We start from the raw sequence: 16,025 nt of genomic DNA on the forward strand, positions 1-16,025 counted from the left end.
CGCAGGACGGAGTCCGGAGGCCCGGTCCCGCAGCCGAACAGCCCCGCGCAAGCGGCACCAGCCCGCCGCAGGCGCCACGGCGGCAAACCCCCACGGCGGGAAAGCCGAACGCATCGGCCCAGGCAAAGCGCAGCGGACGGGCAAAGCGCAGCGAACCGGCAGTGGATAGTCACCGACCTGTCATGCATGCGTCGGGTCGACGACAGCGTCGCGCCAGCACCCACCCCTCCAATGACTGGTGACAACCACCGTCAGGGGAGGGGCAGATGACTCAGCACGCCGCGCACCAGCAGCAGACCCCGGCGCACGAGCAGGAAATCCGGGCCGCCGCCGCGCACTTCGGCCGCCGCCGTTTTCTCACCGTCACCGGGGCCGCCGCCGCGCTCGCCTTCGCGACCAACCTGCCGGGGACCGGCGCCGCCTACGCCGCGGAGGCCGACGCCCGGAAGATCAGCGAGAACCCCTTCACCCTGGGCGTGGCCTCCGGCGACCCGCTGCCCGGTTCCGTGGTGTTGTGGACCCGGCTCGCGCCGCGGCCGTACGAGGTGGGCAACGGCATGCCGAACGCCAGAATCACGGTCCGCTGGGAGGTCGCCTACGACGAGCGGTTCCAGCGGCTCGCGGGCAAGGGCAGCGCCGACGCGCACCCGGAGTTCAACCACTCCGTGCACATCGAGCCCACCGGCCTCGCCCCCGACCGCGTCTACTACTACCGCTTCCGCGCCGGCAACTGGATCAGCCCCGTCGGCCGCACCCGCACCGCCCCCGCCCGCGGCGCGGGGATCTCCGACCTCAAGCTCGCCGCGGTGTCCTGCCAGGCGTACCACGACGGCTACTTCACGGCCTACCGGCACCTGGCGCAGGAGGACCTCGACGTCGTCTTCCACCTCGGTGACTATCTCTACGAGTACCCGGTCAGCGCCGTGGGCGGCGCCCGCAACTACACCGACCGGACGCTGCCCGCGCTGTTCAACCGCGAGACGGTCACCCTCGACGACTACCGGCTGCGCTACGCCCTCTACAAGTCCGACCCGGACCTCCAGGCCGCCCACGCCGCGCATCCCTTCATCGTCACCTGGGACGACCACGAGGTGGAGAACAACTACGCCTCCGACATCAGCGAGGACAACCTCCCGCCTGCCGAGTTCCTCGTCCGCCGGGCCGCCGCGTACCGGGCGTACTGGGAGAACCAGCCGCTGCGCCGCCCGCAGCGGCCCAAGGGCTCCGACGCCCAGCTCTACCGCCGCGTCCAGTACGGGCGGCTCGCCCAGTTCGACATCCTCGACACCCGTCAGTACCGCTCCGACCAGGCGTACGGGGACGGCTGGCACGCGCCGGGCCCGGAGTCGCGGGACCCGAAGCGGACCCTGACCGGCGCGGCGCAGGAGCGGTGGCTGATCGACGGCTGGCGGGCCTCCACCGCGCGGTGGAATGTGCTGCCGCAGCAGGTCACGTTCTCCGAGCGGCGCACTGCCACGGGCGAGAACTACCAGGTCAGCATGGACGGCTGGGACGGCTATACGGCCTCGCGGGAGCGGGTGCTGGCGGGCGCGGAGTCGGCCGGGGTGGACAACCTCGTCGTCCTCACCGGCGATGTGCACGTCCACTACGCCTTCGACATCAAGAAGGACTTCGGGGATCCCGGCTCGCGCACCGCGGGCGTGGAGTTCGTGACCAGCTCCATCGCCAGCGGCAAGGACGGCGCGGACAAGCCCGCCAACTGGGCCACGTACATGGCCGCCAACCCGCATCTGAAGTTCTACAACGGGCGGCGCGGCTATGTGACCGTCACCCTCGGGCAGGACGCGGCGCGCGGCGACTACCGGACGGTGTCCGCCGTCACCACGCCCGGGGCGCCGGTGCGGACCGCCGCGTCGTTCGTCTCCGAGGCGGGTGATCCGGGGCTGAAGCCGGCCTGAGCGCGGCGCCCGTCCGACGGGGGATGCCGGACCTGCGGCCCCTGCCCCGGTCTCTCCGTACCTCCGGTCGGACCTCCCGTCGGACCCTCCCGTCGGACCTCCGGCGTAGGACCGGACGTAGGACCAATGGACGGGCCGGAATCCCGGCCGGGCGCCGCCGTGTGCGTGCCACCATGGTGCGGCCATCCCTCACCCATGGAGACGCTCATGACGGAGCCCGGCCCCAGCGCGGCCACCTCCCCGGCCGACCCGCAGGCCGAACCTCAGGCCCACACCCAGGCCGATGCCCCGGCCGACCCCCAGGACCAGCCCGCCATATCCGGGCGGGACACGGCGCCGGCACCGGCTGCACCCGCTGCGTCCCGCCGCACCGGTCTTCTGGTCACCCTCGTCCTCGGCGGCCTCACGGCGGTCCCACCGCTCTCCATGGACATGTACCTGCCGGCCCTGCCGCAGGTCACCGCCGCGCTGCGCAGCCCGGCCGCCACGGTGCAGCTGACCCTCACCGCATGCCTGGCGGGCATGGCCCTGGGGCAGATGGTCGTCGGCCCGATGAGCGACAAGTGGGGCCGCCGGCGCCCGCTGCTGGCCGGCATGGTGATCTACATCCTGGCGACCGCCCTGTGCACGTTCGCCACGAACGCCGAAGTCCTCATCACCCTCCGCCTGTTGCAGGGCCTGGCGGGTGCGGCCGGCATCGTCATCGCGCGGGCGGTGGTGAGGGATCTCTACGACGGTGTGGAGATGGCCCGGTTCTTCTCCACGCTGATGCTGATCTCGGGCGTCGCCCCGGTGGTGGCACCCCTGATCGGCGGCCAGATCCTGCGGATCACCGACTGGCGCGGCGTCTTCGTCGTCCTGACCGCCGTCGGCGTGCTCCTCACGCTCCTGGTGTGGCGCAAGCTGCACGAGACGCTGCCGCCCGCCCGGCGCCACTCCGGTGGCCTGGGCCAGGCCCTGCGCACCATGCGCGACCTGCTCGCCGACCGTCCCTTCTCCGGCTACCTCCTCGTCGGCGCCTTCGCCTTCGCCGCCCTCTTCGCCTACATCTCCGCCTCGCCGTTCGTCGTCCAGGAGATCTACGGCGCCTCGCCGCAGACCTTCAGCCTGCTGTTCGGCATCAACTCCGTCGGCCTGGTCCTGGTCGGCCAGATCAACGGCAAGCTGCTGGTCGGCCGGATCAGCTTCGAAAAGGTGCTGGGCATCGGCCTGACGGCGATGGCGGTCGCCGCGACGGGGCTGCTGCTGATGTCCTGCGGGATCTTCGGCGAGGTCGGCCTGCTGCCGATGGCCGCCGGGCTCTTCGTCCTGATGTCCGCGATGGGCCTGGTCCTGCCGAGCACCAACACCCTGGCCCTGCTGCGCACCCCCCACGCGGCCGGATCGGCCTCCGCCCTCCTGGGCACCTCGACGTTCCTCCTCGGCGCGGTCGCCTCTCCGCTGGTGGGCATCGCGGGCGAGCGGACGGCCCTGCCGATGGCCGTCGTGCAGCTTTCGTGTGCCGTTTCGGCGCTCGTGTGCTTCCTGGGGATGTGCCGCCCGTGGCAGCGTAGGGGGGAGAGCGTCGGCGGCACTGCGGGCGAGAGGAAGACACTCTGAACGCACCGGTACTCAGACACGGCACACCGGCCCAGGCGGGGCTCGACCCCGCATGGATGGAGCGGCTGGTCCAAGGCGTGCGGGCGCTGCCCGAGGGGCGGCCCGCCTGGTGCGCGGGCGCGGTGGTGCTGGCCGGCCGCGGCCCGTACGTCGCCGCCGAGGACGCCGCCGGCTGGGCGGTCCGCTACCGCGCGTACGACCCCGAGCGGGACCGGGGCCTGGAGCTGCCCCGCGACCTGTGGGAGCCGATGCGGGTCGGTACGGTCTTCGACCTCGCCTCGCTCAGCAAGCTCTTCACCGCGATCGTCACCCTCCAGCAGGTGGAGTGCGGCCGCCTGGGCCTCGACGACGAGGTGCACGCCCACCTCCCCGCCTTCGCCCCGGGCGCCACGGTCCGCCGGCTGCTCACCCACACCTCGGGCCTGCGCCCCGAGCTGCCGTTCCACGAGCGCACGGGGCGCGCCGCCCAGCTGGCGCTGCTGTGGGCGGAGTCGGCCGCCCCGGCGGGCCCGCCCGGCGGCGCCTACCGCTACTCCGACCTCAACATGATCGCGCTGCAGCTCATCGTGGAATCGCTGACCGGACGCCGCCTGGACGCCCTCGTACGGGAGGGCATCTGCCGTCCGCTGGGCCTGGCCTCCACCTCCTACGGGCCGCTGGCGGCGCCGGGCGTGGCGGCGACGGAGGACCAGCGGCGGCCGTGGGCCAAGGCGGACCGGGGACTGCTGCGCGGCGTGGTGCACGACGAGAACGCCTGGGCGCTGGGCGGCGTCGCGGGGCACGCCGGCCTCTTCTCCACCGCGCAGGACCTGGCCGTACTGTGCCGGGCGCTGCTGGACGCCGGCGCATACGGTGGTGCCCGCATCCTCGGGCCGGAGTCGGTGGCCGCCCTGCTCGATCCGCCCGGCCTCGGCTTCGGAGTCGATCAGCCGTATTTCATGGGGGAGTTGGCGGGGCAGGGCGCGGCCGGGCACACCGGGTTCACCGGCACCAGCCTGGTCCTGGACCGGGCCACCGACACGTTCCTGGTGCTGTTGGCCAACACCGTCCACCCCCGGCGCGCGAACGGCGGCAGCGCTCCGCGCGCGGCCGCCGCGACCTGCCTGGCCCGCGCCGTCGTCCGCTGACCGGCCCGGGGGCGGCCGGCGGCCCCGTAAACTTGGCCCAATGCACGAGGAACTGCGCGCCGCCCTGGCCGGCCTGCTCGACGGCCTGCCGCCCAAGCAGGCCGCGCAGGCCGTCGACCGGCTGATCGCCAACTACCGGGGGACGACCCCCACCGACGCCCCGGTCCTGCGGGACCGCGCCGATGTCGCCGCGTACGCCGCCTACCGGATGCCCGCGACCTTCGAGGCCGTACGGGCCGCGCTGACCGCCTTCGCCGCCCGCGTCCCGGACTGGTCCCCGGCAACCCACGTCGACATCGGCGGCGGCACCGGCGCCGCCACCTGGGCCGCCGCCGCCATCTGGGCGGGCCACCGCAGCACCGTCCTGGACTGGGCGCAGCCCGCCCTCGACCTGGGCCGCGAACTGGCCGCCGGGATCCTGCCCGACACCCAGTGGCAGCGGCAGGTCATCGGCGAGGGGCTGACCGTCCCGGCGGGCACGGACCTGGTGACCGTCTCCTACGTCCTGGGCGAGCTGCGCCCCGACGCCCGCCGCGCCGTGGTCGAGGCCGCCGCCGGCGCCACATCCGTCGTCGTGATCGAACCGGGCACCCCCGACGGCTATCTCCGCATCCGCGAGGCCCGCGACCAGCTCATCGCCGCGGGCCTGCGGGTGCTCGCGCCGTGCCCGCACGGCGACACCTGCCCCATCGTCCCCGGTGAGGACTGGTGCCACTTCTCGGCCCGGGTCAGCCGCTCCTCGCTGCACCGCCAGGTCAAGGGCGGCTCCCTGCCGTACGAGGACGAGAAGTTCAGCTACGTCGCGGCCACCACCCTCGACGCCCCCGCCGCCCCCTCGCGGATCATCCGTAAGCCCCAACTCCGCAAGGGCCAGGTCCTGTTGGACCTGTGCACGGCGGAGGAGGGACTGCGGCGCGCCACCGTCACCAAGCGGCACGGCGCCGACTACCGCGCCGCCCGCGACGCCGCCTGGGGCGACGACTGGTCCTGAGGCGGTGATGACTGCTCCTGAGGTGTCGCCACGGCCCGGTGGGCGCGCCATGGACCGCAACCGGCAACGGCTCCCGCCTCGGGCCTCCCCGTCGCGGGGTGCCGGCGACGACCGCTCCTGAGGTGTCGCCACGGCCCGGTGGGCGCGCCATGGACCGCAACCGGCAACGGCTCCTGCCTCGGGCCTCTCCGCCGCGGGGTGCCGGTGACGACTGGTCCTGAGGCGGCCTTAGGGGCTGCCCCGGCGGGCCGCCCCTACCGTTCCCCTCGCTCCTCCCGCAGTTTGCGCAGCAGCTCGCGCCGCTGTGCCTGTGGATCGGGGTGTCCTCCGGCTCCGTGGCCGCCCTGCCCGCCGCCGCGCAGGGCGCCGCGGGAGAGCTTGTTGCGGGTTCCTCCGATGCCGAGCATGCCGCCTGCGTTTCCCTTGCTCATGGGTCCGTCCTTCCCTCGACCGTTAACGAGACGGGGCGTCTCGTTCGTGGTCGAGCATGACGCAAGACGGCGCGTCTCGTCAAGCTTTTGCAAGACGATACGTCTCGCCTTATGGCGCGGATAAACTCGGCCACATGGCCAACAAGACAGCCCCCGACTCCACCCGTCGTAGCGAGCGCTCCCGCCGCGCGATCTTCGACGCCGCCCTCGCGCTGGTCGGCGAGGTCGGCTATGACAAGCTCACGATCGAGGGCATCGCCTCCCGGGCCGGGGTCGGCAAGCAGACGATCTACCGCTGGTGGCCCTCCAAGGCCGCGGTCCTCCTGGACGCGTTCACCGCCGGAGCCGAGGCGGACCACGAGACGGGCCTGCCGGACACCGGAGACCTGGCCGCGGACCTGAAATTCGTGCTGCGGGCCACCGCCGACGAGTTCAACGACCCCGCCTTCCAGGCCCCGTATCGCGCCCTCGCCGTGGCCGGCGCCAACGACGAGGAGCTCGCCCGCACCTTCGTCGCCCGGCTGCTGGAGCCCGGCATCCGCGTCTACACCGACCGGATCCGCGCCGCCCAGGAATCCGGTGAGGTGGCCGCCGGCGTCGACCCCCGGATGGCCGCCGAGATGGTACTGAGTCCGTTCTCACAACGATGGCTGATGCGCACCGGCGAACTGACCTACGACTACGTCGACACCCTGGTCGACCTGGCGTTGAGCGGTCTACGGCCGCGCGGCTGACCGGCCCGGCCGATTGCCGCGATAGTGGTAATTGCCGGGATTCACCCCCCATTCGTTCACCCCGGATCCGTACACCGGTCACCCGAGGCGCAGGATGGTGGCAGCATTGATCCCAGACCACCGCTCGAAGTGAGGGGATAGATGGACCGCAAGAGCAGGTTCTCCCAGTGGCTGCGCCGCCCGAAGAGCGGATCGGACGGCGGCGATACGGACATGGGATCGGCGGCTGCGCGCGGCCGCGAGGACCTGCTGCTGGCGGCGGTCGACGCGGGCTTCCCGGTGGCCCCGGCGGCGCACCCCTCCGGCTACGGCTGCTCCTGTGAACGCATCGGGTGTCCCACCCCCGGCCGGCACCCCGTCTCCTTCGGCTGGCAGACCGTCGCCACCACCGACCGCGACAAGGTCGCCGCCTGGGTACGCACCCTCCCGCAGGCCAACTTCATCACCGCCACCGGCATCGCCCACGACGTGCTCGACGTCCCCGTGGAGGCGGGCCGCAGCGCCCTGGGCCGGCTGGACGCGGCGGGCATCGACGTCGGCCCCGTCACCCTCAGCGGCGCCGGCTTCGGCGACGGCCGGATGCTGTTCTTCACCGCCACCCGCGGCACCCCGGACGACGAGGACGAGTGGTGGCCCTGCGAGCTGGACTGCCACCCCGAGACCCTCGACGAGCACCCCGGGCTGCGCTGGCACTGCCGCGGCAGCTATGTCCTGCTGCCCCCCTCGACGCTGCCCGGCGAACAGCCCGCGGTGACCTGGCTGCGCGGCCCCGAGCTGCCGCTGCCCGACCCGCTGACGCTGCTGGAGTCCCTCACCGACGCCTGCGCCCAGTTCCTCGAGGGCGCGCCCGACCACGAGACGACGGCCTGGCCGATCGGCCGCTGAGCGCACGGGGCCGGGCCCGGCCCCGTACGGCCGTCGGGCACGGCGAGGGGCCGCCGGAGAACCGACGGCCCCATGGCACGCGAGGTACTGCCGCTGGCACGTGAGGCACTGCCCGCGGTCGGCGCGCTACTGCGCCGTCAGCGAGGTCTTCGCATCCAGCCGGTAGAGGAACTCCACCTTGCCGCCCGCGCTCTTCGCCGGCACCTTGACCGCCTGTCCCGAGACGTTGGAGATCGCCATCTGGGTGGTCTTCTTCTTCATCGGGCCCTTCAGTATCCCCCGCAGCTCCGGTCCCACCGTGATGATCATCCCCGGGGACACCGTCTTCTGCTGGTGGTAATACGTCGCGAAGAACACCAGCGCCCCGCCGTCCGCCGTGCGCAGCGCGACCGGCGGGAAGTTCGCGGCGGAGTCCTCGTACAGGATCCGCGAGCCCACCCCGTTGGCGTCCTTGGCCCGCCTCGTCCGCCACCGGTCGGTGTTCGGGCCGGACGCGAAGACATCGGGCTTACCGGTGTTGAGATAGTCCGCGTACGTCTTGCTCAGCTTGCCCGGGTCCACCGCCAGGCCCGAACCGCCGCCCACCGGCACCGCCTCGGCGAAGCCGCCGTCCATCTTGAACTCGGGCGCCTTGCTGCCCACGAACGTCGCCTGGTAGACGACGCGCCACGGTGCGTCGATGCTGTCCCGGCTGAACACCAGGTACCAGCGGATGTATTCGCCGGTGCGGCGCGACTTGAGGTTGGTCAGCGCGTCCGCGATGAACGACCTCGGCCAGCCCGCCTGCTTGGGCACGGTGAAGTGCGCGTCCTTGACCGTCACCGCCGCGGAGTTCGGCGAGCCCTTCGGGTTCATGCCGTGTGCCGCCTTGACCTCCGCCTGGTCGAGGGCGAGCATCGCGCCGGCCTCGTAGGTGGGGTTCAGGTCGGGGTCGAGCGTGCGGCGGATCTTGTTGAAGCCGTCGATGAAGCGCGTGAGGGCCTTGTTGCCCTCAGCCTTCGTCACCGCCGGCACCATCTCCCGCTCGCCGTGCACCGTCATGCACCCGCTCAGTATCACCATCGCCGTCGCTGCCGACGTCAGTGTTGCGGGCACCCGGAACGGCGACCTGCGTGTCATGGGGCTCGGGCTCCTTCGGGGCGACCGGGGCGGACTGGGAGCCCGCCGGGGTGGCACGATTCGGCGCCACCCTACCGGGGGCGAGGAAGAACCCGAGCGTGGGGATCAGATACAGAGCCCACACCGTGACCTGAAGGACCGTCGGGTCCGGCTGGAAGTTGAAGACGCCCTTCAGCAGCGTGCCGTACCAGCTGTCGACCGGGATCTGCGCGCTGATGTCGAACGCCTGGGCGCTCAGACCCGGCAGGATGTCCGCCTCCTGCAGATCGTGGAAGCCGTACGCCAGCACACCCGCCGCGACCACCACCAGCATCCCGCCGGTCCACGTGAAGAACTTCGCCAGGTTGATCCGTACCGCCCCGCGGTAGAACAGCCAGCCCAGCACCACGGACGTCAGCAGCCCCAGCAGCGCCCCGACCAGCGGCCGGACGCCGTCATCGGCGGACTGGGCGGCCGTCCAGATGAACAGCGCGGTCTCCAGGCCTTCCCGGCCCACCGACAGGAAGGCGGTGACCACCAGCGCCACGGTGCCCATCTGGAGCGCGGCGTCCAGCTTGCCGTGCAGCTCCTTCTTCAGATGCCGTGCGGTGCGCCGCATCCAGAAGACCATCCACGTCACCAGGCACACCGCGATGACCGACAGCGAGCCGCCGAGCGCCTCCTGCGCCTGGAACGTCAGCGTCTGCGAGCCGAACTGGAGCGCCGCGCCGAACGCGAACGACAGCACCACGGCGATCGCGATGCCGGCCCAGACCGGCCGCAGCGCCTCCCGCCGGCCCGTCTTGACCAGATAGGCGATGAGGATGCAGACCACGAGGCTGGCTTCCAGGCCCTCGCGCAGACCGATCAGGTAGTTGCCGAACACGTCGGTTCCTTCCCTTCCTTCATGAAATTGACGACGGTGACGGTGGCGCCGACGGCGTCGTACGGGTCAGGCGAACAGCTCGCGGCCCCACCAGTCGTCCGCGTTCCGGACGCCCGGCGGCACCGCGAAAATCGCCGAACCCACGTGCTGGATGTACTCGTTGAGGGCGTCGGTGGCCGACAGCCGCTGCTGGAGCGGGACGAAACCGTGGCGGACGTCGCGCTGGTAGGCGAGGAAGAACAGCCCCGCGTCCAGCCGGCCCAGGCCGTCCGTCCCGTCGGTGAAGGAGTAACCGCGGCGCAGGATCCGCACCCCGCCGTTGGAGTCCGGGTGCGCGAGGCGGACATGCGCGGTCGGCAGCATCGACTTCAGGTGCGGGTTGTCCCGCTCGTGCTTCTTGCCGACCGGCGCGCCCTCGGCCTTGTCCCGGCCGAAGACGTCCTCCTGCTCCTTGAGCGAGGTGCGGTCCCAGGTCTCGATGTGCATCCGGATCCGGCGCGCGACGAGGTACGAGCCGCCGGCCATCCAGCCCGCGTCGCCCTTGGCGTCCTTCTCGCCGACCCACACATGCTTGTTCAGGGCCGCGGAGTCGGTGCCCGCGATGTTGTGGGTGCCGTCCTTGAAGCCCATCATGTTGCGCGGCGTCTGGGCATCCGGCGTCGTCGAGGACGTCTTGCCGAAGCCCAGCTGCGACCAGCGGATGGCTATCTTGCCCATGCCGATCCGGGCCAGATTACGGATCGCATGCACCGCGACCTGCGGGTCGTCCGCGCAGGCCTGCACACACAGATCGCCGCCGCTGCGCGCCTTGTCCAGGTTGTCGCCGGGGAACTGCGGCAGATCGACCAGCGCCTCGGGCCGGCGGCCCTTGATCCCGAACCGGTCCTTGCCGTCCTTCTCGAACAGCGACGGGCCGATGCCGAAGGTGAGGGTGAGCCGGGACGGCGGCAGACCCAGCGCCTCGCCGGTGTCGTCCGGCGGCGCCTCCGCCAGCCCGCCGACCGCGCCGTCGCCGACCGCGTCGCCCGCGGTCATCCGCGCCGCCGCCTTCGTCCACTCCTTCAGCAGCGCGATCAGCTCGTCGCGGTCATCCGTCGTGACGTCGAACGCGGCGAAGTGCAGCCGGTCCTGGACCGCGGAGGCGATCCCGGCCTGGTGCGTGCCGTGGAAGGCGACCGCGGCGCCCGCCGTCGCATCCGCCCCGGCCGGCTGGGCGTCGCCGCCGGCGCGCAGCGCCGCCGCCGTACCGCCCGCCGCGACCGCGCCGAGCGCCAGCCCCGCGCCGCCCCAGCCCAGCAGCGACCGCCGCGAGGGCGCCCGCCCGGCCGAGCCGTCGTTCGTCTCGTCGTTGGACATCCGACGTCCCTCCCTTTCCCGTACCGGACTACTTGTTCCCGGCCACCGCGGCGGCCAGCTTCGACAGCGGCTCGGCCAGCGCGTTGACGCTGTCGGACAGGGTCTTGCGCTCGCCCTTGCCGACCGTGTCGTACGAGGCGAAGCCGTCGGCGGACTTGCTGTCGTGGTGCTTGTCGAGCTGCCCGAGGATCGCCTTGAACTGCTTGTCCAGCTCCTTGGTCAGCGCCGGGTCGTTCTTGGCGGCGACCGGCTTCAGCAGCTCGTAGGCCTTCTGGGCGCCCTCGACATTGGCGTGGAAGTCGATCAGGTCGGTGTGGCTGTAGCGCTCTTCCTCACCGGTGACCTTGCCGGTGGCGACCTCGTCGAGCAGCTCCTTGGCGCCGTTGGCCATGGTGGTCGGGTTGATGACGGCCTTGCCGACCCGCTTCTGCCAGTCCTTGAGATCGGCCATCAGCTTGTCGGCGAGCTTCTTGTCGTCCCCGGAGATCTTCTTCTTCTCCCACAGGGACTGCTCCAGCTTGTGCCAGCCGGTCCACTCCTGGCCGTCCGCCAGACCGTCCGCGCGCGTGTCGACCTTGGGGTCGATGTCACCGAACGACTCGGCCACCGGCTCGGTCCGCTCCCAGCCGACCCGCGACACCGCATAGGTCTTCTTCGCGGCCTCGACGTCCCCGGCCTTCACCGCGTCGGCGAACTTCTGCGCCGCGGGAATGGTCAGGTCGGCCTGCTCCTGGGCGTACTTGCGGTACGCGCTGACCGCCTCGTCCAGCTTCGGGTTCCGCTTGGCCGTCGCGCCCTTTCCGGTCGCGGTCACCTTCTGGCGGATGCCGTCGCCCTTCATGCCGGGCTTGCACGCGATCTCGTACGTACCGGCCTTGATCTCGCTGGTGATCTCCGCCTTGGTGCCGGGCCCGATGTTCTCCCGCTCGGTCACGATCCGGTCGCCGGGCGCATAGACGTACACCTCGGTGACCTTGGAGCCCGCGTTCTGGACGGCGAACTGCACATGCCCGGCGGGGAACTCCTTGGCCGAAACCTTGCACTCGCTGTCCGTCGCGGTCACCTCCACCGTGCCCTTGCCGCCCGTGCTCTTGCCGTCGCTCTTCTCGGCGCAGCCGGCCACGGCGGTCAGGGTCGCGGCCACGGCGATGGCGGCGACGACGGGGGAGCGGTGGGCTCGCATACGGGACTCCAGGCGGGCTCGGGCGGTGCACAAACGGGGGACGGACGGTGGAGACGTCACTAAGGCAGGCCTAAGTTATCTGAGGCTTACCTGCTTATGCCCACCCGGGCCAGTGATCCCGCTCTCACGGACAACGACCCGGTTACGGATTGGGTCGACCCCGGTCACGGATCCGTCATGGATCGGTCAAGGTAAGGGGCGTCGCCGGTGGCAGGTCATGACCGGTGATATTCGGCCGGCGAGAGACCGAGCGGCCTGGCGGGAATCGCGCCGAGCGGAGTCCGCGGTGCCCCTCGCGTACATGATCGCAAGCGTGTGGAACGGGTGCTGTTGGATGGGGCGATGAATGATCGGGGAAGGGGCGGCACGGGCATGGGCGGCATGGGCGGTACCGGCATGACCGGCGGGGCACCGACGGCGTTGCACGTACTCCGGGTCTTCTGCGGCGGCGAGGGGCGGGGCGGCAACCTCCTGGGCGTCGTGGCCGACGGCGCCGCCTTCCCGGCCGGGCCGGACCGGCAGGCCCTCGCCGCCCGGCTCGGCTTCAGCGAGACGGTGTTCCTCGACGATGGGGCCCGGGCCGTGGCCGACATCTACACCCCGGGCCTGCGGCTGCCGTTCGCCGGGCATCCGCTCGTCGGGGCCGCCTGGCTGCTGCGCCACCTCGGGCGTCCGGTCGCGACGCTGCGGCCGCCGGCCGGTGAGGTGGCGGTCGCGTACGACGGGGAGTTCACCTGGGTGCGCGGCCGGCCGGAGTGGGCGACCGGGCGCCGGACCGAGCGGTACGGGTCCCCCGACGAGGTCGACGCGCTGCCCGCGCCGCCGCCGGGCGAGGGCTGGCTCTACGCCTGGGCCTGGCGGGACAGGGACGGGGGCAGCGTGCGCGCCCGCGGCTTTCCCCGGCGCGACGACAACCTCGCCGAGGACGAGGCCACCGGCGCCGCCGCGCTCACCCTCACCCATGAGCTGGGCCGCGCCCTCGACATCCGCCAGGGTGCGGGCTCACAGATCCTGACCCGGCCGCGGCCGGGCGGCGCCATCGACATCGGTGGCCGCGTCGCGCTCGCCGAGATCAGGGAAGTGGCGACGTAGGCGCCCGCCCCCGTACCCCTCACGCGCTCAGCGGGAACTCCTCACCCAGCTCCCGGAAGACCGCACTGTTCAGCGCGAACGCGCGCTTGCACTCGTCGACGACCCGCTGCTTCTCCAGGTCGTCGACCGGCAGTACGTCGAGCAGTTCGCGGTACTCGCGCTTGAAGGCGGCGGGGTTGCCTATGTCCTCGAAGACGTAGAACCGCACGCCGTCGCCCTTGCGCGCGAAGCCCCAGGTCTTCTCGGCCGTACCGCGGATGATCTGGCCGCCGGAGAGGTCGCCGAGATAGCGGGTGTAGTGGTGGGCGACATAGCCGGCCGGCCACTCGCGGGCGCAGGCGCGCACGCGGTCGGCGTAGGCGGCGGTGGCGGGCAGCGGCTCCAGGCCGGTGCCCCAGGAGGGACCGCTCAGGTGGCTCAGGTCGCGCTCCAGCTCGGCGGTGCGGGCGAGCTCGGGGCGGATGAAGGGCCCCGCCACCGGGTCGTCGGCGAGCGTCGGGGAGGTCTCCTCCAGGGCGCGGTAGACGAACCACAGCTGCTCGGTATAGCGCCGGTAGGCCGCGACCCCCAGCCTGCCGCCGAGCAGATCGCTCATGAACGAGGAGTTCTCGGCCTCGGTGTGCTGCTCGTGCGACGCGGTGCGGATGACCGTCGAGAAGGGCGGCGGCGCATCGGGGAGCTCGGGGGAGGACGACGGGGTCGGGCTGGACGCTTCCAAAGCGGGCCTCCGGGGCCGAGAGGAGCGGAGGGAACAGGCGGTCCACCCGTTCCCGACAACCTGTCGGTAACCAGCCTACCCCTGTTCCCGACGCCCTGTCGGTAAAATTCGGCCCTCGCTCGCGTCAGGGAAGCGTGAGGATCTCGGCCCCGGTCTCCGTCACCACCAGTGTGTGCTCGAACTGCGCGGTCTGCTTGCGGTCCTTGGTGACCACGGTCCAGCCGTCCTCCCACATGTCGTACTCGTGCGTGCCCAGCGTCAGCATCGGCTCGATGGTGAAGGTCATGCCGGGCGTGATGTCGGTGGTGTGGTGCGGGCTGTCGTAGTGCGGAACGATCAGGCCGGAGTGGAAGGCGGAGCTGATGCCGTGACCGGTGAAGTCGCGGACGACTCCATAGCCGAAGCGCTTGGCGTACGACTCGATGACGCGGCCGATGATGTTGATCTGCCGGCCCGGCTTGACGGCCTTGATCGCGCGGTTGAGTGCTTCGCGGGTGCGCTCCACCAGGAGCTTCGACTCCTCGTCCACGTCGCCGCACAGATAGGTGGCGTTGTTGTCGCCGTGCACACCGTTGATGTACGCGGTGACGTCCAGGTTCACGATGTCGCCGTCCTTGAGGACGGTCGAGTCCGGGATGCCGTGGCAGATGACCTCGTTGAGCGAGGAGCACAGGGACTTGGGGAAGCCGCGGTAGCCGAGCGTGGACGGGTACGCGCCGTGGTCGCACATGAACTCATGGGCGACCCGGTCCAGCTCGTCGGTCGTCACGCCGGGCGCGATGTACTTGGCGGCCTCGGCCATCGCCTGCGCCGCGATCCGGCCGGCGATCCGCATCTTCTCGATCGTTTCGGCGTCCTGCACCTCGGGCCCGGTGTACGGGGCGGGCGCGTCCTTCCCGACGTACTCGGGACGCGGGATCGAGGCGGGGACGGGGCGGACGGGGGAGATGTTCCCCGGGGCAAGAAGTGACTGGCCAGACATGCCAGCGAGTGTATCCGCGGGCCGTCGGGCAGGATGGCGGCACGGGAGTGACCCACAGGAGGCGGCAATGGCGCTGTTCAAGAGGCGTACGGTCGGCAAGCCGGGCGAGTGGTACTACTGCCTGCGGCACCAGAAGGTCGAGGAGGGCCCCGAATGCCGGGCCGCCGACCGCTTCGGCCCCTACCCCACCCGCGAGGAGGCGACGCACGCCATGGACACGGCACGCGAGCGCAACCTCGAGTGGGAGACCGACCCCAAGTGGCACGACAAGGACGGCCAGGGGGAGGGCCGGGGAGACGGTCAGGGGGAGCAGACCTCGTAGGCGCTCGCGTGTCCGCCCGGCAGCTCCATGCGGTTCCGGGCTCGCGGGGGTCCGCTCACCACCGCGGCGGCGGTGGCGCCGTCAGCCCGTCGGCGAGGCGGGCCAGCCGGTCGCGGAAGCGGCGGCGGGGGGTGGTGCCCAAGGGGGCGGGCACGCTGTTCTCCCCGGCGGCCGCGCTCACCAGGTGCTGGAGCGTGTCCAGGTCGAGGTCCTGAGCCGGGTCGCCGTCGCCCTCCGGCGAGGTCAGCGCGTCATGGGCCAGGGCGTGCAGATCGCGGTCGCCGCCGTCCAGCGCGAGCACCGTCGCGCCGTTGCGGCGGGCGTCGTGCACCCGCTCCAGCAGCCCGGCGCCGGGCCTCTCCGGCGTGACGACCAGCAGCGTCGCGCCGCGCCCGGCGGCCTCCAGCCTGCCGAGCCCCACGGACAGATGAGCCGGCGCACCGCCGGGCACGCGGTGCCGGACCAGGGTGGGCGACAGCTCCGGCAGGCCCGACCAGGCGGCCTCGTCGTCCAGGTGGGCGGCCAGATGCCAGGGCTCGTACGAGGCGCTGCCGACCAGCAGCAGGCCGCCGTCGTGCGCGGCGACCGAGGCGCGCAGCGATGCGGCGAAGCGGCGGGTGGACTGGATCCACTCCGTTCCGGCGAGCACCTCGCGCAACAGCGCGACCCGTACGGCATCCATGGCCCGCATCCTGCCGCGGG

General features: G+C 72.0%; 16 protein-coding genes. 8 read left to right on the plus strand and 8 right to left on the minus strand.

What is annotated here, in order from left to right; translation table 11 throughout:
* The first annotated feature begins 266 nt into the window (after positions 1-266).
* The 4 genes from ACIRPT_RS34395 to ACIRPT_RS34410 all read left to right on the plus strand — a co-directional run bounded on the left by ACIRPT_RS34395 (position 267) and on the right by ACIRPT_RS34410 (position 5,636).
* Complete coding sequence (locus ACIRPT_RS34395) at positions 267-1,919, plus strand: alkaline phosphatase D family protein (protein WP_403834492.1); 1,653 nt, start codon at positions 267-269, stop codon at positions 1,917-1,919.
* Positions 1,920-2,126: 207 nt separating this feature from the next.
* Entirely contained in the window at positions 2,127-3,518 is a 1,392-nt protein-coding gene (locus ACIRPT_RS34400; protein ID WP_403834495.1) for a multidrug effflux MFS transporter, read from the plus strand.
* 56 nt (positions 3,519-3,574) lie between these two features.
* Positions 3,575-4,645, plus strand: a complete 1,071-nt coding sequence (locus ACIRPT_RS34405; protein WP_403834498.1) for a serine hydrolase domain-containing protein — start codon at positions 3,575-3,577, stop codon at positions 4,643-4,645.
* Positions 4,646-4,685: 40 nt separating this feature from the next.
* Positions 4,686-5,636 (plus strand): small ribosomal subunit Rsm22 family protein, encoded by a 951-nt coding sequence (locus ACIRPT_RS34410; protein ID WP_403834500.1) that lies wholly within the window; start codon positions 4,686-4,688, stop codon positions 5,634-5,636.
* A gap of 254 nt (positions 5,637-5,890) precedes the next feature.
* Here the strand turns inward: ACIRPT_RS34410 and ACIRPT_RS34415 are convergent, their stop codons facing one another.
* Positions 5,891-6,067, minus strand: a complete 177-nt coding sequence (locus ACIRPT_RS34415) for a DUF6243 family protein (protein WP_403834503.1) — start codon at positions 6,065-6,067, stop codon at positions 5,891-5,893.
* Between the two features lie 134 nt (positions 6,068-6,201).
* On the opposite strand from ACIRPT_RS34415, the gene ACIRPT_RS34420 reads away from it, so the two are divergent.
* A complete protein-coding gene (locus ACIRPT_RS34420; protein WP_403834506.1) occupies positions 6,202-6,801 on the plus strand; it encodes a TetR/AcrR family transcriptional regulator in 600 nt (199 codons plus the stop codon).
* A gap of 141 nt (positions 6,802-6,942) precedes the next feature.
* The gene (locus tag ACIRPT_RS34425; RefSeq protein WP_403509281.1) at positions 6,943-7,686 is read left to right on the plus strand and encodes a bifunctional DNA primase/polymerase; all 744 of its coding nucleotides are present in this window, start codon (positions 6,943-6,945) and stop codon (positions 7,684-7,686) included.
* 126 nt (positions 7,687-7,812) lie between these two features.
* Here the strand turns inward: ACIRPT_RS34425 and ACIRPT_RS34430 are convergent, their stop codons facing one another.
* The 4 genes from ACIRPT_RS34430 to efeO all read right to left on the minus strand — a co-directional run bounded on the left by ACIRPT_RS34430 (position 7,813) and on the right by efeO (position 12,209).
* Positions 7,813-8,691: a hypothetical protein gene (locus ACIRPT_RS34430; protein WP_403834509.1), complete on the minus strand. Its 879-nt coding sequence runs from the start codon at positions 8,689-8,691 to the stop codon at positions 7,813-7,815.
* Positions 8,678-9,670 carry an iron uptake transporter permease EfeU gene (gene efeU / locus ACIRPT_RS34435; protein WP_403834512.1) on the minus strand — a complete coding sequence of 331 codons (993 nt, stop codon included), beginning with the start codon at positions 9,668-9,670 and terminating at the stop codon, positions 8,678-8,680. Before efeU ends, ACIRPT_RS34430 begins: the two co-directional genes overlap by 14 nt.
* Before the next feature lie 66 nt (positions 9,671-9,736).
* Entirely contained in the window at positions 9,737-11,026 is a 1,290-nt protein-coding gene (gene efeB, locus ACIRPT_RS34440) for an iron uptake transporter deferrochelatase/peroxidase subunit (protein WP_403509290.1), read from the minus strand.
* A 28-nt stretch (positions 11,027-11,054) separates the two neighbouring features.
* Positions 11,055-12,209 (minus strand): iron uptake system protein EfeO, encoded by a 1,155-nt coding sequence (gene efeO, locus ACIRPT_RS34445; protein WP_403834514.1) that lies wholly within the window; start codon positions 12,207-12,209, stop codon positions 11,055-11,057.
* Between the two features lie 396 nt (positions 12,210-12,605).
* Between efeO and ACIRPT_RS34450 the strand changes: the two genes are divergently transcribed.
* The gene (locus ACIRPT_RS34450) at positions 12,606-13,301 is read left to right on the plus strand and encodes a PhzF family phenazine biosynthesis protein (protein WP_403834745.1); all 696 of its coding nucleotides are present in this window, start codon (positions 12,606-12,608) and stop codon (positions 13,299-13,301) included.
* A 19-nt stretch (positions 13,302-13,320) separates the two neighbouring features.
* Here the strand turns inward: ACIRPT_RS34450 and ACIRPT_RS34455 are convergent, their stop codons facing one another.
* Together ACIRPT_RS34455 and map are read right to left on the minus strand one after the other, a co-directional pair.
* Positions 13,321-14,019, minus strand: a complete 699-nt coding sequence (locus tag ACIRPT_RS34455) for a heme oxygenase (biliverdin-producing) (RefSeq protein ID WP_403834516.1) — start codon at positions 14,017-14,019, stop codon at positions 13,321-13,323.
* Between the two features lie 124 nt (positions 14,020-14,143).
* Positions 14,144-15,001: a type I methionyl aminopeptidase gene (gene map / locus ACIRPT_RS34460; protein WP_403834519.1), complete on the minus strand. Its 858-nt coding sequence runs from the start codon at positions 14,999-15,001 to the stop codon at positions 14,144-14,146.
* Between the two features lie 67 nt (positions 15,002-15,068).
* Here map and ACIRPT_RS34465 point away from each other — a divergent pair, with 67 nt between their 5' ends.
* Complete coding sequence (locus ACIRPT_RS34465) at positions 15,069-15,323, plus strand: hypothetical protein (RefSeq protein WP_403834522.1); 255 nt, start codon at positions 15,069-15,071, stop codon at positions 15,321-15,323.
* A 55-nt stretch (positions 15,324-15,378) separates the two neighbouring features.
* Here the strand turns inward: ACIRPT_RS34465 and ACIRPT_RS34470 are convergent, their stop codons facing one another.
* On the minus strand, positions 15,379-16,005 hold the full coding sequence (locus ACIRPT_RS34470) for a hypothetical protein (RefSeq protein ID WP_403834748.1): 627 nt from the start codon (positions 16,003-16,005) through the stop codon (positions 15,379-15,381).
* Positions 16,006-16,025 lie beyond the last annotated feature (20 nt).

Source organism: Streptomyces sp. NPDC101227 (assembly GCF_044767545.1).
GTDB lineage: Bacteria > Actinomycetota > Actinomycetes > Streptomycetales > Streptomycetaceae > Streptomyces.